Raw genomic sequence first — 14,336 nt, 5'->3', positions numbered from 1 at the left:
AAAGGGGGTTCAGTCGATGGCGCGCAGGGTGCCGGGGTGGCGTCGCGCGGCGGCGAACGCCTCGATCACGCCGGTCGCCAGCAGGACAAAGCCGCCGACATCGGCCAGCTGCCCCGGGGACTCGTAAGGGAAAGCAGTCATGAACAGGCCCGCCGACACGATCACCGCGTTCAGGACATCGTCGTGGACGAAGACGTGGCTCACCGAGGACGAGGTGGCGGACACGGCCATGGTCAGCCCCCGCAGGAGCCAGCCGCACCCGATCCACACGCCGAGCAGCACCGTGTCCGCCCGGCCATAGACGAGAACCACGCCCAGCACCAGGGCCGCGATACCGCCGCCGGCCAGGAGCCGGCGCACCGCGGTCGACGCCCGCGACCCGTGAACCGCGAGCAGTTGGAGCACACCCTGGGCCGCGATATGCACCCCGAAGAACACTCCCACGGCTGTCACCGTGCGGACAGAGGTGACGAGCAGCGCCGCCCCGACCGCGGCCGAGACCAGGGAGCCGACCAGCATCGTCTTTCGGGTCAGGACCCCGCCCGGCCCGGCGACGACGCGCGGGGCGGGTCGGTCCGTGGGCGTGCGGAAGTCGTCTCGGAGGGATTCCAGCTGAGCCATGTCCACTTCCCGTTCCTGATACCGGGGTTCCCTGGACGTTTCCGTCGCAGCGACTTCCCCTGAAGCCAACGACAGTCTCCGATCACGGCACATCCAGGTCTGTCGTGTGTCCCCTCGGACTCCGTCGGGGCTGCCACAGACCGATGTAGGGACCACCCCACACCGAGGCGGGGGACATGTATGTGACCTGCGTCTATGCCCACACGTCGTGCAGGCCGTGTCGAACGTGAAGTCGGCGTTTGGAACGCGGCGTTGACTGCTCCGTGCCGGGGCATCCCCTGAACCGCGAAGCAACCCGGGCTCGGACGCCGCGTGCCCGGGCCCGGCCAACCCAGCACTGTTCCGTTGTCACACGTGTACGAAGCCTGCCGCGCAGGTCACGGCCCCCACACGTGCGTATGTCCGGCCGGGCTAGGATGCCGCCATGAGTCAACCACTGCGGGCGGTGCTCGGAGAAGACCAGCCGATCGTGCGGGAGGGGATCGCCGCCATTCTGCGGAGCGCGGGCGTCGACGTGGTCGCGTCCGTCGAGAACGCGGTGGACCTCGTCCGCGCGGCCGAGGAGCACCGGCCCGACGTGGTGATCACCGATATCCGAATGCCGCCAACCCTGGAAGCGGACGGCCTGGGCGCGGTGCGCACGATACGCGCGGCCCGGCCCGAGACGGCCGTCATCGTCCTGTCCCAGTTCCTCGACGCGTCGTACGCGCTCGACCTGGTCGGCGACGATCCGAGCGGCGTCGGTTATCTGCTCAAGGAGAAGGTGGCCAGCCCGCAACTCCTCATCGACGCCGTGGAGCGGGTCGTCGCCCGCGACTCGGCGCTCGACCCGGACGTGATCTCGGCTCTCCTCGGCCGTAAGCGTCCGGAGGATCCGCTGTCAGCGCTGACCCGGAAGGAACGCGAGGTCCTTGCCCTGATGGCCGAGGGGCACTCGAACACGGGGATCGCCGAGCGGCTCTTCGTGAGCGTCGCGGCCATCGAGCGGCACGTGACCGGCATCTTCTTGAAGCTGGGTCTCAGCCAGACCGCTTCGGGCCGTCACCGACGGGTTCTCGCGGTGCTGCGCTACCTCGGGCAGTGATGACCCACGGGTCGGTCAAGAGGCCGAGGGCTCGAACAGGCCGCGCAGGTCCGCGTCGACCAACTTGTCCTTCGCCACGAACGACGTGATCCCCGCGCCGTGCAACTCCTCCGGCGACCAGAAGGACTTGTCGGTCGAGGTGAGCACGATCCGCGGCGGGTGGTCCTCCTCCGCGAGCCGGCGCGCCACGCTCAGCCCGTCCACGTCCGGCAGGTGCAGATCGAGCAGTAACCCGTCGGGGCGGTGGGCGCGCACCGCGTCAAGCGCCGAGGCGCCGTCCCGGGACTCCGCGACGACACGTAGGCCGCGCGCCGTCAGCAGCATGGTGGCGATGCGACGGAATCCGGGGTCGTCGTCGACGACGACGATGTTGATGCACATGATCTCAGCATGCCCAACCGGCCGACGGGCGGGCCATAGGGGGAGCCCTACGGTTTGTCCAGGGCTACGGCAAAGCAAGTCCACGCGGGTCGACGCGCCCCGTGCAGGGCGTGCCGCACACCGGCTGGTACGTGGCCACCAGGGGCTCGTCGACGACGTAGGTGGAGATCATCAACGTCGTGACCGTCCCGACGTCGCGGGCGTTGTGGATCGCACCCTGCGGGATGAAGAAAGGGGCACCGGTGCGCAGGCGCAGTGGTGGACGATGGTCGAATTCCATGAGCACGTCGCCGCGGATGATGAACCCGACTTCGACGCCGGGATGGCTGTGCCGTCTCCGACTCCTTGTGCCGGGGGATCTGTACGAGGGTCTGTGCGGCTTCCCAGCCTCGGCGGGCGACGGGTGTTCCTGGAGGAGGGCGCGGGTGACCCCCTCGGTCAGGTCGCCGGAGTCGGCGGCTGCCGGGGGCACCGGCAGGGCACCGGCGCACGAGCGCCCCTGCCGCGGCAACACCGCTCGTGCGCAGGAGATGGCGTCGGTTGATCATCACGTCACGTCGCTTACTCGCAGAGGTGTGGGGGATGGAGTCGGATCCGGCGCGGAAGCGGAAGCAGGTCCGGCAGGCCCCGGTCAGCAGGACGCCACCCACGAGGACAGCCGTGAGGCGGGTGCCAGTGAAGGGGATGTTGACGAACAGGCACCACCGCCCGCCGTGCCGTGAGATGTCGGTGATGACACCGCCGAGCAGCGGGCCGCCGAAGGTGGCCACGGCGAATGTCGCCCAGATGTCCACCGCCGTCCCCAACGCCCTGCCGAAGATCAGCGCGAGCGAGGCCGTCGCTCGGGCCACTCCCCTGCGCTCCACGGCCGCCCGGCCGGCCAACTCATTGCTCACCCATCGGTCGACTCACTACCGGGGCGACTGCGAGTCGTCGCCCGGGTTCAGAGGAACGCACTGAGGTACGTGACGGCGACCTGGCGCAATGTCCGGGCAGCGTACTCCTCCGCCGCACGGGCGTCGGGGTCTGGTTCGCGGCGGTCGTTGCAGTTGACCCGGCTGAGCAGGTCCTGGAGGGCCGCCTGTTCCTTGGTCGGATACGAATACGGGGCCGGATAGGGGTTCGAGTTCCGGTTCGTGGACGGATCCTCGTGACGCCTCATGACGCGGTCCCCTCTGCGGGCCGCTCTACAGTCCGGTAGCGCACCGGCAGGGAGAGTACGCCGCGCACCATGCCGACGGGGAACCAGTCCAAGGCCTCGGCAGGCACGGCCAGTTCCAGGTCGGGGACGCGGCTGAGGAGGGTGTGCAGAGCGACACGGGCTTCAAGGCGAGCGAGCGGAGCGCCCAGGCAGTGGTGGATGCCGTGGCCGAAGGCGAGATGGCGGGCGGCACGCCGGGTGACGTCCAGGGTGTCCGAGTCGCCGCCGTCCTCCTGCGGCAGGGAGCGGCTCGCCGAGGACAGGGCCACGGCGACGACGGAGCCCCGGGGGATATGTACGCCGCCGAGCTCAAGGTCCTGTGCGGCGTACCGGTTCGTGGTGCGCTCCACGGACGAGTCATAGCGCAGGAACTCCTCGATCGCGCCAGGCAGCAGGCCCGGGTCGGCCCGCAACAGGCCGAGCTGATCCGGATGCCGCAGCAGCGCCAGAACCGCGTTGCCGAGAAGGTTGACGGTCGTCTCGTGCCCGGCGATGACCAACAGGGCCGCGGTGCCGACGAGTTCGTCCTCCGAGAGGCGGCCGTCGTCCTCGTCACGGGCAGCCACGAGAACCGACAACAGGTCGTCGCCCGGCGCGCGGCGCTTCTCCTCGACCAGGGCTCGCAGGAACCCGTGCAGACTCGCCACGGCCGTCGCGTACTCGGGGTGGTTCACCTGAAAGGCAAGCGTCGTCCAGCGCCGGAAGTCGAAACGGTCGGCCTCGGGGATGCCGAGCAGTTCCGCGATGACCGCGATGGGCAGCGGCGCGGCAAACGTCTCCACGAGGTCCGTCTGCCCGGCCGGCGGCAGCGCATCGATGAGCCCATGAGCGATCCGGGTGATCCGCGGTTCCAGTGCGGCGGTCCGCTTCGGGGAGAAGGCGGCGGACACCAGGCGGCGCAGTCGGGTGTGCTCGGGCGGATCGGATTCCAGCATGTTGCCGCCAAGGCCGGTGCCGCGCTGGTGTCCGAGGAACCCGGCTGCTTCCAGCATCGCCACAGCCGGCTCCGCGTTCTTGAGCAGCGCCGGGTGGGTCAGGGCCGCCCGGCCGACCTCGTGGTCGACCACGATCCATCCCGTGATGCCGGGGAAGAACTGCGCCCGGTGCACGGGCCCCTCGGCCCGCATCCGTGCGAACCGACGGGGCGCGTCCGCCTTGAATTCCGGGCCCATGACGACGGGCTCGGCCGACGCACCGCCGCCGCTCGCAGGGGCCGGCTGATACGTGTGATCCGTTTCCATGCGTGTACGTCCTCACTGAAGGGGTTCTCCGGGTGGAGGGACCTCCGGGTAGAGGTGTCTTCAGGAAAACGGAGGCCGCCCCCGCTCAGGTTCATTCGGAGGATCATGAACGGGGTGTGCGCTCCTACAATGGCCGGATGCCGAACGCCTCGCCGCACACAGCCGCTCTCGTGGGGCGCGACCGCGATCTCGACCGGATCGGCACCTGGTCGCAGGCGCCGGGTGCCGGGGCACTGCTGCTGTCCGGGGACCCGGGCGTCGGCAAGTCCGCGGTCCTGGACGCCGTGGCCGAAGCGGCTGCCGCCGGCGGTACGCGGGTGTTGCACGCGGCCGGCGTCGAGTTCGAGGCGGACATCAGCTACGCGACGCTGCATCAGGTCCTGCTCCCTCTGCACGGCACTCTCGACCGCCTGCCTGCGGCGAGCCGGGAGGCGATGAGCGTCGCGCTGGGTTTCGGTGCTGGGTCGGCGCCCGCGCGCCTCCTCGTCTGCAACGCCACGCTTGCCCTGCTGCGGGCAGCGGCCGAGGACAGCCCCGTGCTGCTCGTCGTGGACGACCTGCCCTGGGTGGACCGGGCGAGCGCGGCCGTCTTCGGATTCCTCGCCCGGCGCCTGACCAGGGACACCGACCGTGTCCGATTCCTCGGCGCGTCCCGTACGGGCGTGGCCGGCTTCTTCGACGGAAGCGGACTGCCGTCGTACGAACTCTCCGCCCTGGACGACGAGTTCGCCGCACGTCTCGTGGACCTGCGCTTCCCCGACCTGGCGCACTCAGTGCGCCATCGCCTCCTGACCGTCGCGCAGGGCAATCCCCTGGCGCTGCTCGAACTACCGGCAGCGCTGCGGGCGGACCAACGCAGCGCGCGGGAGGTGCTGCCCGCCGTACTGCCGCTGGGCGAACGGCTTCAGTCCCTGTTCGTCTCCCGGGTCAGCTCCCTGCCGGACGCGACCCGCACCCTGCTACTCCTCGCCACCTTGGACAGCACCGGCGACCTCGACGTGCTGTCCGCCGCCGCCGGAAAGTGCCTCGGCCACAGCGACCTGCGGGACCTCGACCCCGCCGAACAGGACGGCCTGGTCCGCGTACAGCAGGCGCCGCGACGTCTGGTGTTCCGGCACCCGTTGATCATGTCGGCGGTCGTCGAGACGGCGACCAGCAGCGCCCGGCGCGCGGCCCATCGCGCCCTCGCCCACGTCCTGGTCGACAAGCCGGAGGAACGGGCCTGGCACCTGGGCGAGTCGACGCTCACGGCCGACGAGGACGTCGCGCTGCTCCTCGAGCGGACCGCTCGGCGCGTCCTGGAACGCGGTGATTCGGTGGCCGCGATCAGCGCGCTCACCCGTGCCGCTGACCTCAGCCCGCTGGACAGCGACCGCGCGCGCCGCCTCGCCGAGGCCGCGTATGTGGGCGCCGAGGCGATCGGAGCCCTGCACAGCGCGTCGGAGCTCCTCGAGGACGCCTGGCGGGCGGATCCGCACCATGGTGCGTCGCTGCGCTCGGCGACCGCGGCCGTGCAGCTCGTCCTGAACGGTGACGGGGATCTGGCGACGGCCCACCGCCTCCTGGTCGGCGCGATCGAGCAGGGCGACCATGGCTTCGACGCCGACGACCCGGCGCTGGTCGACGCCCTGCACTTCCTTCTGCTGTTGTGCAACTACGGGGCGCGCGAGGAGCTTTGGGTGCCTTTCTACGCAGCCGTCGCCCGGCTGCGCCCCGCTCCCCCGCCGCTGCTGCTGGTCGCGGCGCGCACCTGGGGAGATCCGGCCCACGCCGACCCGCAGACGCTCAAGACGCTGGACGAGATCATCGACGGTACGACGGCGGAGACCGATCCGGCGCGGGTGGTCCGTGTGGGAACCGCCGCCGTCTACCCGGACCGGCTGTCGTCGGTGCGCAACGCGGCCTGGCGACTGGTGCGGCAGGGGCGGGAGGGCGGAGCGGTGCGTCGGCACATCGGGGCGCTGCTGCACCTCTGCCTGGACGACTGGCACCGGGGCGCGTGGGCCGAGGCCCTGGAGCTGTCCGAAGAGGGCCTCACTGCGTGCCAGACGTCCGGATACACCGTCTGCACCTGGTTCTTCCAGTACACCAAGGGCCTGATCACCGCGTCACAGGGCGACTCCGCGACCGCCCACGAGCTCGCCGACGCGATGATCAACTGGGCGGCCCCCCGGGGCATCCGGGAGGCCGTGCACTGCGCCCTGCATGTGCACACCCTCGCGCACATCGCCGACGGCGAGTTCGACGCGGCGTTCCGCCGGGTGAGCGCCATCAGTGCGGCCGGCAGCTTCCCCCCGTACGTCGCTCACGCGTCCTGGGTCTTCTTCGACCTGGTCGAGGCCGCCGTGCACAGCGGCCGACGTGCGCAGGCGCTGGCCCACGTACGGGCGCTGCGCGCGACGCACGTGGCGGAACTCTCGCCCCGGCTCGCTCTGTTGGCAGGCGGCGCCGAAGCGCTCGTGGCGGAGGACGACGCCGAGGCGGCCCGGCTTTTCGACGCTGCGCTCGCCGTGCCGGGGGCGGAGCGAGCGCCGTTCACCGTGGCGCGGGTGCGGCTGGCTCAGGGTGAACGTCTGCGCAGGTCGCGGGCGCTGTCCGAGTCCAAGGGTCCGCTGACCGCAGCGGTAACGGCGTTCGAGCTTCTGGGCTCCACGGCCTGGGCGGAGCGCGCCCGCAAGGAACTGCGGGCGGCCGGCCGCATGTCGGCGGGCACGGGCGACGAGGGTCGTGCGGCGGCGCTCACCGCCCAGGAACGGGAGATCGCCGAGCTGGCCGCGAGCGGACTGACGAACAAGCAGATCGCGGAGCGCCTGTTCATCTCGCACCGGACCGTCGGCACACACCTGTACCAGATCTATCCGAAGCTCGGCATCGCGTCGCGCATCGCGCTGCGGGACGCGCTGGAGCGGATGGACAAGGGCCGGGCGAACTGATCAGCAACGACGCCGCCGATTCCCCGATCGTGCGCCTCGTGCCGCCCCGGCCTGGAGGAAGGCACGTCCGTATCCGTATGCCCTCGGGCACTCGCAGAACCGATTACGGGCCGCGCATCCGCTCCGTCCGCGCCGCCACTGTCGCCACGACCAGCAGGGTGCCCTCCCCGCCACCGGCTGGACGCTGACGCCCTGCCCGATCCGTATGTGTGCCATCAATGTTCCCGCGGAGGCGCGCGCCCGGTGAAAAATTCAGCACACGCCTCACATGTCCGACCGTCATGTGACCGATGTAGGTGCGCACCGCCGGATGAAGAGTGGGAGTTGCAGACTTCACCTCACGAAGGGGAGCCCCGTCATGCATCGTGATCAGTCACCGTTGCAGGCGCATCCGGTGCCCGCACACGTACCGCCGCTGAGCGTCGACGTGGACCAGATGCTGGACGAGTTCACCCGGCAGTCCCTGCGAGCGATTTTCCACTTCGACCCGGACATGCCCGCGGTGATCAGAGTCGAGTTTCTCGCCGAACGCGGTCCCGGCCTTCTGTGGCGCATCGGCCGCGAGCTGCTGCACCAGGGCCTGACGGCGATGAGCGGATCCGGTGAGGTGCGGATGTGGCCGACACTGCCCGGCGAGCACCCCGCATCTTGGCTGCTCCTCGAAGCTCCCCAGGTGGAGGTGCTGTTCGAGCTGCCCACCGCGGGCCTTGCCCGGTGGCTCGATGCCACGTACCGGATCGTCCCCGCTGAGGCGGAGATGGCCGACCTCGACTGGGATGCCTTTCTGCGGGGGCTCCTCGACAGTCCGGGCGCCGCGACCGATTGACGGTCGCGGCGCCCGAACGACCTGTCCAGGCGCAGAGCCAGACATCACTCGACACCGGACAGACAGACATCGGACAGACAGACATCAGGAGGAACGTGATGAAGAGCAGCAACCCGGTCTTCTCCCGCTGGGACGCCACCCGGAGCGAGTACTCGGCAAACCCGTATGCTCCGGAGCGAACCACACAGACCACACAGACCACACAGACAACCATGACGCTGGACGACGTCGTCGTCCGTACCGCGACCACGCTCGGAACAGTGGCGCTGGCCGCGGTCCTGTCCTGGCTCCTCCTGCCCGTGGACGAGGCGAGCATCGGCCGCTCCTACGGCATCGCCGTGTTCGCCGCCCTCATCGCCTTCGTGCTCTCGATGGCCCAGGCGTTCAAGCGGACGCCGTCACCGGCGCTGATCCTCGGATACTCCGCGTTCGAGGGCGTCTTCCTCGGTGTGCTGTCCAGTGCGACCTCGACGTACATCGCCCCGGGCGTCGTCGTGCAGGCGGTCCTCGGCACGTTCGCCGTGTCCGCGGGGATGCTCATCGCCTACCGGAGGCGCTGGATACGTGTGACGCAGCGATTCGCCGGCACTGTCGCGGCGAGCGCGACCGGCTTCCTTCTGCTGCTGGTCGCCGACTCGCTCTTCTCCGCCTTCGGCGCGGGTCACGGCCTCGGCTTCCACAGCGGCGGCCTGGGCATCGCCTTCGGCGTCATCGGCATTCTGCTCGGCGCATGCTTCCTCGCCCTGAACTTCAAGCAGGTGGAGGATGCCATCGCATTCGGCGCGCCCCGGGAGGAGGCGTGGTTCGCCGCGTTCGGCCTCACCATGACACTGGTGTGGATCTACTTGGAGGCGCTGCAGGTACTGACCATCATCAACGGCGAGTCCTGAGCCCTGAATCGTCCACGCCGCCGCATTGGCACCGGCGCGACATCGCCCGCCCCCGCGATGCCCACGACAATCGCGGCGAGGATGCTCACCACGCCGTTGGACGCGGTAATCCCGCGCTCGAGGCCGGATCGAGCGCGACCGGTGCCGCTGTCCGCGGGTGCTCCGCTAGGCGCTGTCTCTTTGAAGCCCTGACGCCTTGGAAGCGGGCCAATTACTCTGTCGTGGTGGCCAAGAGGATTGAGTCGGAGCTGGTAGTTGACCTGCGGGGGAGGCCCATCGAAACGCTCGATGACTTTTGGGACGCCCTGGCTGAGCCTTGCGGACTGCCGGAGTGGTTCGGTCGGAACACGGAAGCCTGGCGGGACACCATCCAGACGCGGGGCATCTCCGAGGTCATCGACAGCTACGACGTCCTGGTCGTGCATGTGGACAAGCGAGGAGTCTTCGCCGCCCGCAACCGTGAGGCCCGAGCCCTGCGAAGCGCCTTTTCGGGGCAGCAGTCGCGACTGGTCGTGCACGAGTTGCTCTGAATCACTGCGTCGAGCGGGACCAGATCAGGATGGCCGCCAAGTGCACAGCAGCCTCGTAGGCCAGGGCAAGCTTGTCCGTGCGCATTGCCAGACCGCGCCATTGCTTCAATCGGCTAATGCACCGTTCGACGGTGTTGCGCTGCTTGTATGCCTCCGCATCGAAACCTGGCGGTCGGCCTCCAGCTCGCCCTCTCCGCAGACGGTGTCCGACCTGGTCGGCAGGCTGCGGGATGACGGCGCGAATGCCTCGCCGTCGGAGATGGCTGCGGATCGCGCGGGAAGAATAGGCGCGGTCCGCGAGGACGGTCTCCGGGCGAGTCCGGGGCCTACCGAGTCCGCGTCGCGGGACGCGGATCCTGGCCATGACGGCCTCGAATGCCGGAGCATCACCCGCCTGACCAGCGGTGACGTAGAGGGCCAACGGCCGTGCCCGGTTGTCGCTGGCCAGATGTACTTTCGTACTCAGGCCGCCACGAGAACGTCCGAGTGCATGATCGTCGGGTTCGGACCGCCGCGCAGCCCCCTTTTCACAGCCCCAGCCGCGTGCTGATGGGCCCGGCAGATGGTGGAGTCCACCGAGACAGTCCATTCCACGTCGTCATCAGCGTCGGCGGTGGCCAGGACGGCGGCAAGGATCCGTGCCCAGGTGCCGTCGACGGCCCACCTGATGAGACGTTTGTGGGCCGTCTGGAAGGAGCCAAGCTCCTCTGGCAGGTCCCGCCAGGGCGAACAGGTGCGGTACTTCCACGCAATGGCCTCAAGGGTGCGGCGGTGGTCGGCCCATCGCCGACCGCGGACCGGATCGGCCGGCATCAGCGGCTTGATCCGGGTCCACATCGCATCAGTGATCACTAACCGGATGGACACGTCCGATCAACTGGTCAGCCCACCAAAGAGACACGCTCTAGCGGGGCCAGGGTGCCCCGGTCGCTGCCTCCAGCTTCCGCTGCCTCACCATGCACCGGGAGTGGCCGTCACGCTACTTGTCGTCTTCCCGCTGATCGACGCGGTGTCGTCACTCCTCGACTGCCGGAGCTGCCCGGCCTGTCGGCCGGCGTCGTTGACAAGGGTCGGGGGCAGCGTCCTTGGCGCTCGAAGGACGGTCCTTGGCCAGTTGACCCAGCAGGCGGGTACCCGCACCGCCTCCTCCACGCGAACCAGGCGGTCGATATGTGCTCCCTCATGAAGCTGCGGAACGGATCGGACCGGGACATGAGCCAACCGGTTCTGTAAGGCGCCGCGCTCCCGCGCCCAGCCGGGACACAGTTGCGAAAAGGAGAAACCCTATCATCCGCACACGCGCCAACGTTTCCCTGCACAGCCACACACACGTGTTGACTGGAAGGGTGTCAGCACCGCTCCAACCCTGTTCTCCTGAGCACACTTGCGCCTATGGTGAGGAACACACCTGACAGATGGCCCGATACGCCGTCCGGCACAGACATACACCTACGGAGAACCCTCTGCGGGTAACATGTACAGGTTCAAACTTATCTAAAGGAGTGCACGGTTGTGACCAGTCAATCAGCCGGCACGCTCCGATCGCGGTACGCGGTACAGGCCGCGTCGGATCTGGCGAAGAACCGCAGGCGCCAGCAGGAGCTGACGAAGAAGCTCACCCTGCTCCAGGAGGAAGAAGCTCTGCTGGCGGACATCCTCAAACTGGCCGAACAGTACGAGGGTTTCGGCGACGCCTCACGGCTGCCGCAGCAGGCGCAGGATGAGCCCGCTGCCGCGACGGCGAAGCAGCGGGCGCTCACCACGGCGGGCAAGTCGGCTGCGGCGGGGGCGAAGAAGGGGGGCGCGAAGAGGAAGACGCGTCGACCACTGCTCGGTGACGTGCTGCTGGAGCTGCTGCCCGGTCATGACGAGCCCTGCCCGGCCAAGGAGCTCCGTGACGAACTCCTCAAGAAGCACCCGAGCCGCAACCCGACACCGCAGGTCGTGCGGAACACCCTGGAGTCCCTGGTCGCGCAGGGCCGCATCCGGCGGCACAAGGAGGGCCGGGCGGTCACGTACACCGTCGTGAAGGGCTCGAACTGACGGAGCCGTTTCGTCACGCCACACGTTGTCGAATGCGGCGTACTCGATCCCGCAGCGCAGACGTACGGCCTCCCGCTCTGCCACGGATTCGCCGACGGCCGCCAGCACCGTCGTGACCACTTCCCCGAGCAGGCTCTCGTCGAACGTCCCCGATCCGTCAGGGCTGCAGATCCTGGCGGCGGTGAGCAACGCGGCCCTCTCGTACGGGTACAGCCGGGTGAGCACGGCAGAAGCCTGGTCCATCACCGGTGGCCGTCCGGGTAGGGGGCACGATGCTGAAACCGTCGAGCGTCAGACCACCGAGCTCCAGCATGTCGATGGTCTCGCCCCCGCGAGCGCCAGCGACAGCTCGGACGGCTCGGCACATCGGTCGTACGTTCCGTCCAGGACGAGGAGCGCGAGGTCTCGGGCCGTGGTCATCGACCCTCCGTCCGGTCGAGGAAGTCCGACGGCGTCGGCCCGTAGCCCCACATGACCGCGGTCGCGGACCACACCCACACGTGCGCGGCATCAAGCCCGTCAGCGCCGGAGGCAGTCACCGGAGCCGGTGGCCCGGGGCGTTCGTAGGCATCGGGGGCCGGTGTGGCCGGTAGGGAGACGGCACGGCGGTGCTGTCGAGGGCTGCGTATCTGTGCCTGTGTCCTGCCGAACATGTGTGCCGTCTTCCTCGAGTCGGCGCTCCCGGCCCGGGCCGGGAGCGGGCCCCGTGCTGGGGGGGGAAGGCGCACGGGGCCCGCAATCTGGGGTGGGGTCAGGCCGCGGAAGCGTTGATGGTGACGGCGATGTTGCCGCGCGTGGCCTTGGAGTACGGGCAGAGCTGGTGGGCCGCGTCGGCGAGCTCCTGGGCAGTGACGCCGTCGACGCCGCCGAGCACCGGGGAGAGGGTCGCGGACAGGGAGAACTCGCCGTCGTCCCCGTGGGTGAGCGTGACCTCGGCACTGATCGTGGTGCTGGTGAGGCGGATCTTGCGGGAAGTCGCCGCGCGACGTAGGGCCCCGAGGAAACAAGCGGCCCAGCCCGCGGCGAAGAGCTGCTCGGGGTTGGTCGCCGCACCAGAGCCACCGAGTTCCTTGGGCAGGGCGAGGGCGAAGTCGAGCAGTCCGTCCGAGGAGTGCACGTGACCGCCATTGCGCCCCTCTCCGTCGACGTCGACAACGGCGGTGTAGCTAGTGGCCATGACTGCTGCTCCCCATCTGGGTCGAAAAGAGGCACTCTTCAGGTGCCCTGCCGGGACGGCATCGGATCCAACGTCACTGGTTCAGGCGGTGACATCAGCATGCTATCGCCCGCGTCACCTGTCAAGCCGGTGTCGCAATGAACAAGTGTGAAGATGTACGTTTCGAACCAAACACGTGTGTCTCGTGCGATGCCGTAACCGTCCTCCCCGCGGAAGTCCACCCAGCCGCGCACGCCCCGACCTGGCGTCCCACTTCGGGAATCGGAGATCACCACCTGCGGACCGCAGCACACGTGGCAGAGTGGTCATTCCACAATGGGGGCAATGCGGGCTGGTATTGCGCAACATGGGGTCGCGCCGGGCGGGTGCCGAAGCGCGCTTCGGGAGAGACCTCGGGGTACATGGGGAACGATGGACGGCCAGACATTCGGCTCACTGCTGCGGGAGGCACGGCAAGAGTCGCGGCTGACGCTCGAGCGGCTGTCGGAGGCCGCGGGCCTCAGTGTCCGCGCGATCAGCGACATGGAGCGTGGGCGCAGTCGATCACGAGGCACCTTCGTTGTGGCGGTGCGCTCGATACGACGGACTCAGCCCTCTGCCGCTCCGGCAGAAGGCAGAATCGCCGCATGAGTCATGCGTCGCGCCTGCTCGATGGCAAGGTCGCCTTCGTCACCGGCGTCGGGCGGGGCATTGGCGCCGCCGCGGCCCGGCTGTTCGCCAGGGAAGGCGCCTACCTCCTGCTTACATCGCGTACGGAGTCCCAGCTCGAAGCAGTCACGGCCGAGATCCGGGAGGCCGGTGGCACCGCGGATCATGTGATCTGCGATCTGGCGGACCGGGTCAGCATCCAGGCCGCCGTCGATCGGGCTGTCACGCTGTACGGCCGTCTCGACATCGCCTTCAACAACGGCGCCACGGCCCAACCACCCGGCCCGATGGACCAGTTGGCGGAAGCCGATTTCGACCAGGTCAGCGCCGTCAACCTCAAAGGCCAGTGGCTAGCCATGAACGCCGAGGTCGCCGCGATCCGCGCGACCGCCGGGACAGGTGCGATCGTCAACAACTCCAGCGTCGGCAGTCTGCTGCCCAATCCCACGCTGCCCGCGTACGGCGCCGCGAAGGCGGCGCTCAACCACCTCACCACGTCAGCCGCCGCGACGTACGGCCCGGAAGGCATCCGTGTCAACGCGATCGCCCCCGGCACAACACTCACCGAGATGCTGCACGGATGGGAAGAGCGGGCACCCGGCGTCATCGGCCAGTTGAACAGCCGGACCGCGCTGCGACGTGCCGCCGACCCCGATGAGATCGCCGAGGCGGCGGCCTGGCTGCTGAGTGACCGTGCTTCCTACGTCACCGGCGCCGTACTCCGGGTCGATGGGGGCAGGCTCAGCTGAGCTCTCGCTGAC

General features: G+C 69.2%; 16 protein-coding genes. 8 read left to right on the top strand and 8 right to left on the bottom strand.

Translation table 11 applies throughout. The features are described 5' to 3' along the window. Nucleotides 1-9 precede the first annotated feature (9 nt). Nucleotides 10-621, bottom strand: a complete 612-nt coding sequence (locus V2W30_RS40950; RefSeq protein WP_338704285.1) for a hypothetical protein — start codon at nt 619-621, stop codon at nt 10-12. A gap of 424 nt (nt 622-1,045) precedes the next feature. On the opposite strand from V2W30_RS40950, the gene V2W30_RS40945 reads away from it, so the two are divergent. After that, a complete protein-coding gene (locus V2W30_RS40945) occupies nt 1,046-1,705 on the top strand; it encodes a response regulator transcription factor (protein ID WP_338704284.1) in 660 nt (219 codons plus the stop codon). 15 nt (nt 1,706-1,720) lie between these two features. Here the strand turns inward: V2W30_RS40945 and V2W30_RS40940 are convergent, their stop codons facing one another. The 4 genes from V2W30_RS40940 to V2W30_RS40925 all read right to left on the bottom strand — a co-directional run bounded on the left by V2W30_RS40940 (nt 1,721) and on the right by V2W30_RS40925 (nt 4,528). Then, nucleotides 1,721-2,086 carry a response regulator transcription factor gene (locus V2W30_RS40940; RefSeq protein WP_338704282.1) on the bottom strand — a complete coding sequence of 122 codons (366 nt, stop codon included), beginning with the start codon at nt 2,084-2,086 and terminating at the stop codon, nt 1,721-1,723. Nucleotides 2,087-2,150: 64 nt separating this feature from the next. Continuing rightward, nucleotides 2,151-2,558 carry a cupin domain-containing protein gene (locus V2W30_RS40935; protein WP_338704281.1) on the bottom strand — a complete coding sequence of 136 codons (408 nt, stop codon included), beginning with the start codon at nt 2,556-2,558 and terminating at the stop codon, nt 2,151-2,153. Between the two features lie 471 nt (nt 2,559-3,029). Beyond that, a complete protein-coding gene (locus V2W30_RS40930; RefSeq protein ID WP_338704280.1) occupies nt 3,030-3,248 on the bottom strand; it encodes a hypothetical protein in 219 nt (72 codons plus the stop codon). Then, on the bottom strand, nt 3,245-4,528 hold the full coding sequence (locus tag V2W30_RS40925) for a cytochrome P450 family protein (RefSeq protein ID WP_425244735.1): 1,284 nt from the start codon (nt 4,526-4,528) through the stop codon (nt 3,245-3,247). The genes V2W30_RS40930 and V2W30_RS40925 overlap by 4 nt, the downstream gene beginning before the upstream one ends. Nucleotides 4,529-4,665: 137 nt before the next feature. Between V2W30_RS40925 and V2W30_RS40920 the strand changes: the two genes are divergently transcribed. From V2W30_RS40920 to V2W30_RS40905, 4 genes are all read left to right on the top strand, one after another. Then, nucleotides 4,666-7,461: a helix-turn-helix transcriptional regulator gene (locus V2W30_RS40920; protein WP_338704278.1), complete on the top strand. Its 2,796-nt coding sequence runs from the start codon at nt 4,666-4,668 to the stop codon at nt 7,459-7,461. Between the two features lie 358 nt (nt 7,462-7,819). Then, complete coding sequence (locus V2W30_RS40915; RefSeq protein ID WP_338704276.1) at nt 7,820-8,287, top strand: SsgA family sporulation/cell division regulator; 468 nt, start codon at nt 7,820-7,822, stop codon at nt 8,285-8,287. A 98-nt stretch (nt 8,288-8,385) separates the two neighbouring features. After that, on the top strand, nt 8,386-9,177 hold the full coding sequence (locus V2W30_RS40910; protein WP_338704275.1) for a Bax inhibitor-1/YccA family protein: 792 nt from the start codon (nt 8,386-8,388) through the stop codon (nt 9,175-9,177). A gap of 224 nt (nt 9,178-9,401) precedes the next feature. Beyond that, nucleotides 9,402-9,707, top strand: coding sequence for a barstar family protein (locus V2W30_RS40905; protein WP_338704274.1), 306 nt, complete (start codon nt 9,402-9,404; stop codon nt 9,705-9,707). Between the two features lies 1 nt (nt 9,708). On the opposite strand, the gene V2W30_RS40900 is transcribed toward V2W30_RS40905, so the two are convergent. Continuing rightward, nucleotides 9,709-10,544, bottom strand: a protein-coding gene (locus tag V2W30_RS40900; RefSeq protein WP_425244741.1) for an IS5 family transposase whose coding sequence is annotated in 2 segments (ribosomal slippage) — nt 9,709-10,238 and nt 10,238-10,544 — 837 coding nt in all. Because the reading frame shifts where the segments join, the coding sequence is not laid out codon by codon here. A 675-nt stretch (nt 10,545-11,219) separates the two neighbouring features. Here V2W30_RS40900 and V2W30_RS40895 point away from each other — a divergent pair. Continuing rightward, nucleotides 11,220-11,750 (top strand): hypothetical protein, encoded by a 531-nt coding sequence (locus tag V2W30_RS40895; protein WP_338704270.1) that lies wholly within the window; start codon nt 11,220-11,222, stop codon nt 11,748-11,750. 291 nt (nt 11,751-12,041) lie between these two features. Here V2W30_RS40895 and V2W30_RS40890 read toward each other — a convergent pair whose 3' ends face one another. Together V2W30_RS40890 and V2W30_RS40885 are read right to left on the bottom strand one after the other, a co-directional pair. Beyond that, nucleotides 12,042-12,170: a hypothetical protein gene (locus V2W30_RS40890; protein ID WP_338704268.1), complete on the bottom strand. Its 129-nt coding sequence runs from the start codon at nt 12,168-12,170 to the stop codon at nt 12,042-12,044. Between the two features lie 331 nt (nt 12,171-12,501). Continuing rightward, nucleotides 12,502-12,927: an organic hydroperoxide resistance protein gene (locus V2W30_RS40885; RefSeq protein WP_338704267.1), complete on the bottom strand. Its 426-nt coding sequence runs from the start codon at nt 12,925-12,927 to the stop codon at nt 12,502-12,504. 315 nt (nt 12,928-13,242) lie between these two features. Between V2W30_RS40885 and V2W30_RS40880 the strand changes: the two genes are divergently transcribed. Together V2W30_RS40880 and V2W30_RS40875 are read left to right on the top strand one after the other, a co-directional pair. Then, a complete protein-coding gene (locus V2W30_RS40880) occupies nt 13,243-13,557 on the top strand; it encodes a helix-turn-helix transcriptional regulator (protein ID WP_338704265.1) in 315 nt (104 codons plus the stop codon). Further along, entirely contained in the window at nt 13,554-14,324 is a 771-nt protein-coding gene (locus tag V2W30_RS40875; RefSeq protein WP_338704264.1) for a glucose 1-dehydrogenase, read from the top strand. The genes V2W30_RS40880 and V2W30_RS40875 overlap by 4 nt, the downstream gene beginning before the upstream one ends. Nucleotides 14,325-14,336: the final 12 nt, after the last annotated feature.

The organism is Streptomyces sp. Q6, from assembly GCF_036967205.1.
Lineage (GTDB): Bacteria > Actinomycetota > Actinomycetes > Streptomycetales > Streptomycetaceae > Streptomyces > Streptomyces citrinus.
This window is presented reverse-complemented; position numbering and strand designations above follow the sequence as displayed.

Bases quoted from the DNA above. Each gene is read 5' to 3' on its own strand.
- V2W30_RS40920 (WP_338704278.1), top strand. From the start codon at position 4,666: ATGCCGAACGCCTCGCCGCACACAGCCGCTCTCGTGGGGCGCGACCGC.
- V2W30_RS40945 (WP_338704284.1), top strand. From the start codon at position 1,046: ATGAGTCAACCACTGCGGGCGGTGCTCGGAGAAGACCAGCCGATCGTG.
- V2W30_RS40950 (WP_338704285.1), bottom strand. From the start codon at position 621: ATGGCTCAGCTGGAATCCCTCCGAGACGACTTCCGCACGCCCACGGAC.
- V2W30_RS40875 (WP_338704264.1), top strand. From the start codon at position 13,554: ATGAGTCATGCGTCGCGCCTGCTCGATGGCAAGGTCGCCTTCGTCACC.
- V2W30_RS40890 (WP_338704268.1), bottom strand. From the start codon at position 12,170: ATGACCACGGCCCGAGACCTCGCGCTCCTCGTCCTGGACGGAACGTAC.
- V2W30_RS40915 (WP_338704276.1), top strand. From the start codon at position 7,820: ATGCATCGTGATCAGTCACCGTTGCAGGCGCATCCGGTGCCCGCACAC.
- V2W30_RS40880 (WP_338704265.1), top strand. From the start codon at position 13,243: ATGGGGGCAATGCGGGCTGGTATTGCGCAACATGGGGTCGCGCCGGGC.
- V2W30_RS40910 (WP_338704275.1), top strand. From the start codon at position 8,386: ATGAAGAGCAGCAACCCGGTCTTCTCCCGCTGGGACGCCACCCGGAGC.
- V2W30_RS40930 (WP_338704280.1), bottom strand. From the start codon at position 3,248: ATGAGGCGTCACGAGGATCCGTCCACGAACCGGAACTCGAACCCCTAT.
- V2W30_RS40940 (WP_338704282.1), bottom strand. From the start codon at position 2,086: ATGTGCATCAACATCGTCGTCGTCGACGACGACCCCGGATTCCGTCGC.
- V2W30_RS40925 (WP_425244735.1), bottom strand. From the start codon at position 4,528: ATGGAAACGGATCACACGTATCAGCCGGCCCCTGCGAGCGGCGGCGGT.
- V2W30_RS40885 (WP_338704267.1), bottom strand. From the start codon at position 12,927: ATGGCCACTAGCTACACCGCCGTTGTCGACGTCGACGGAGAGGGGCGC.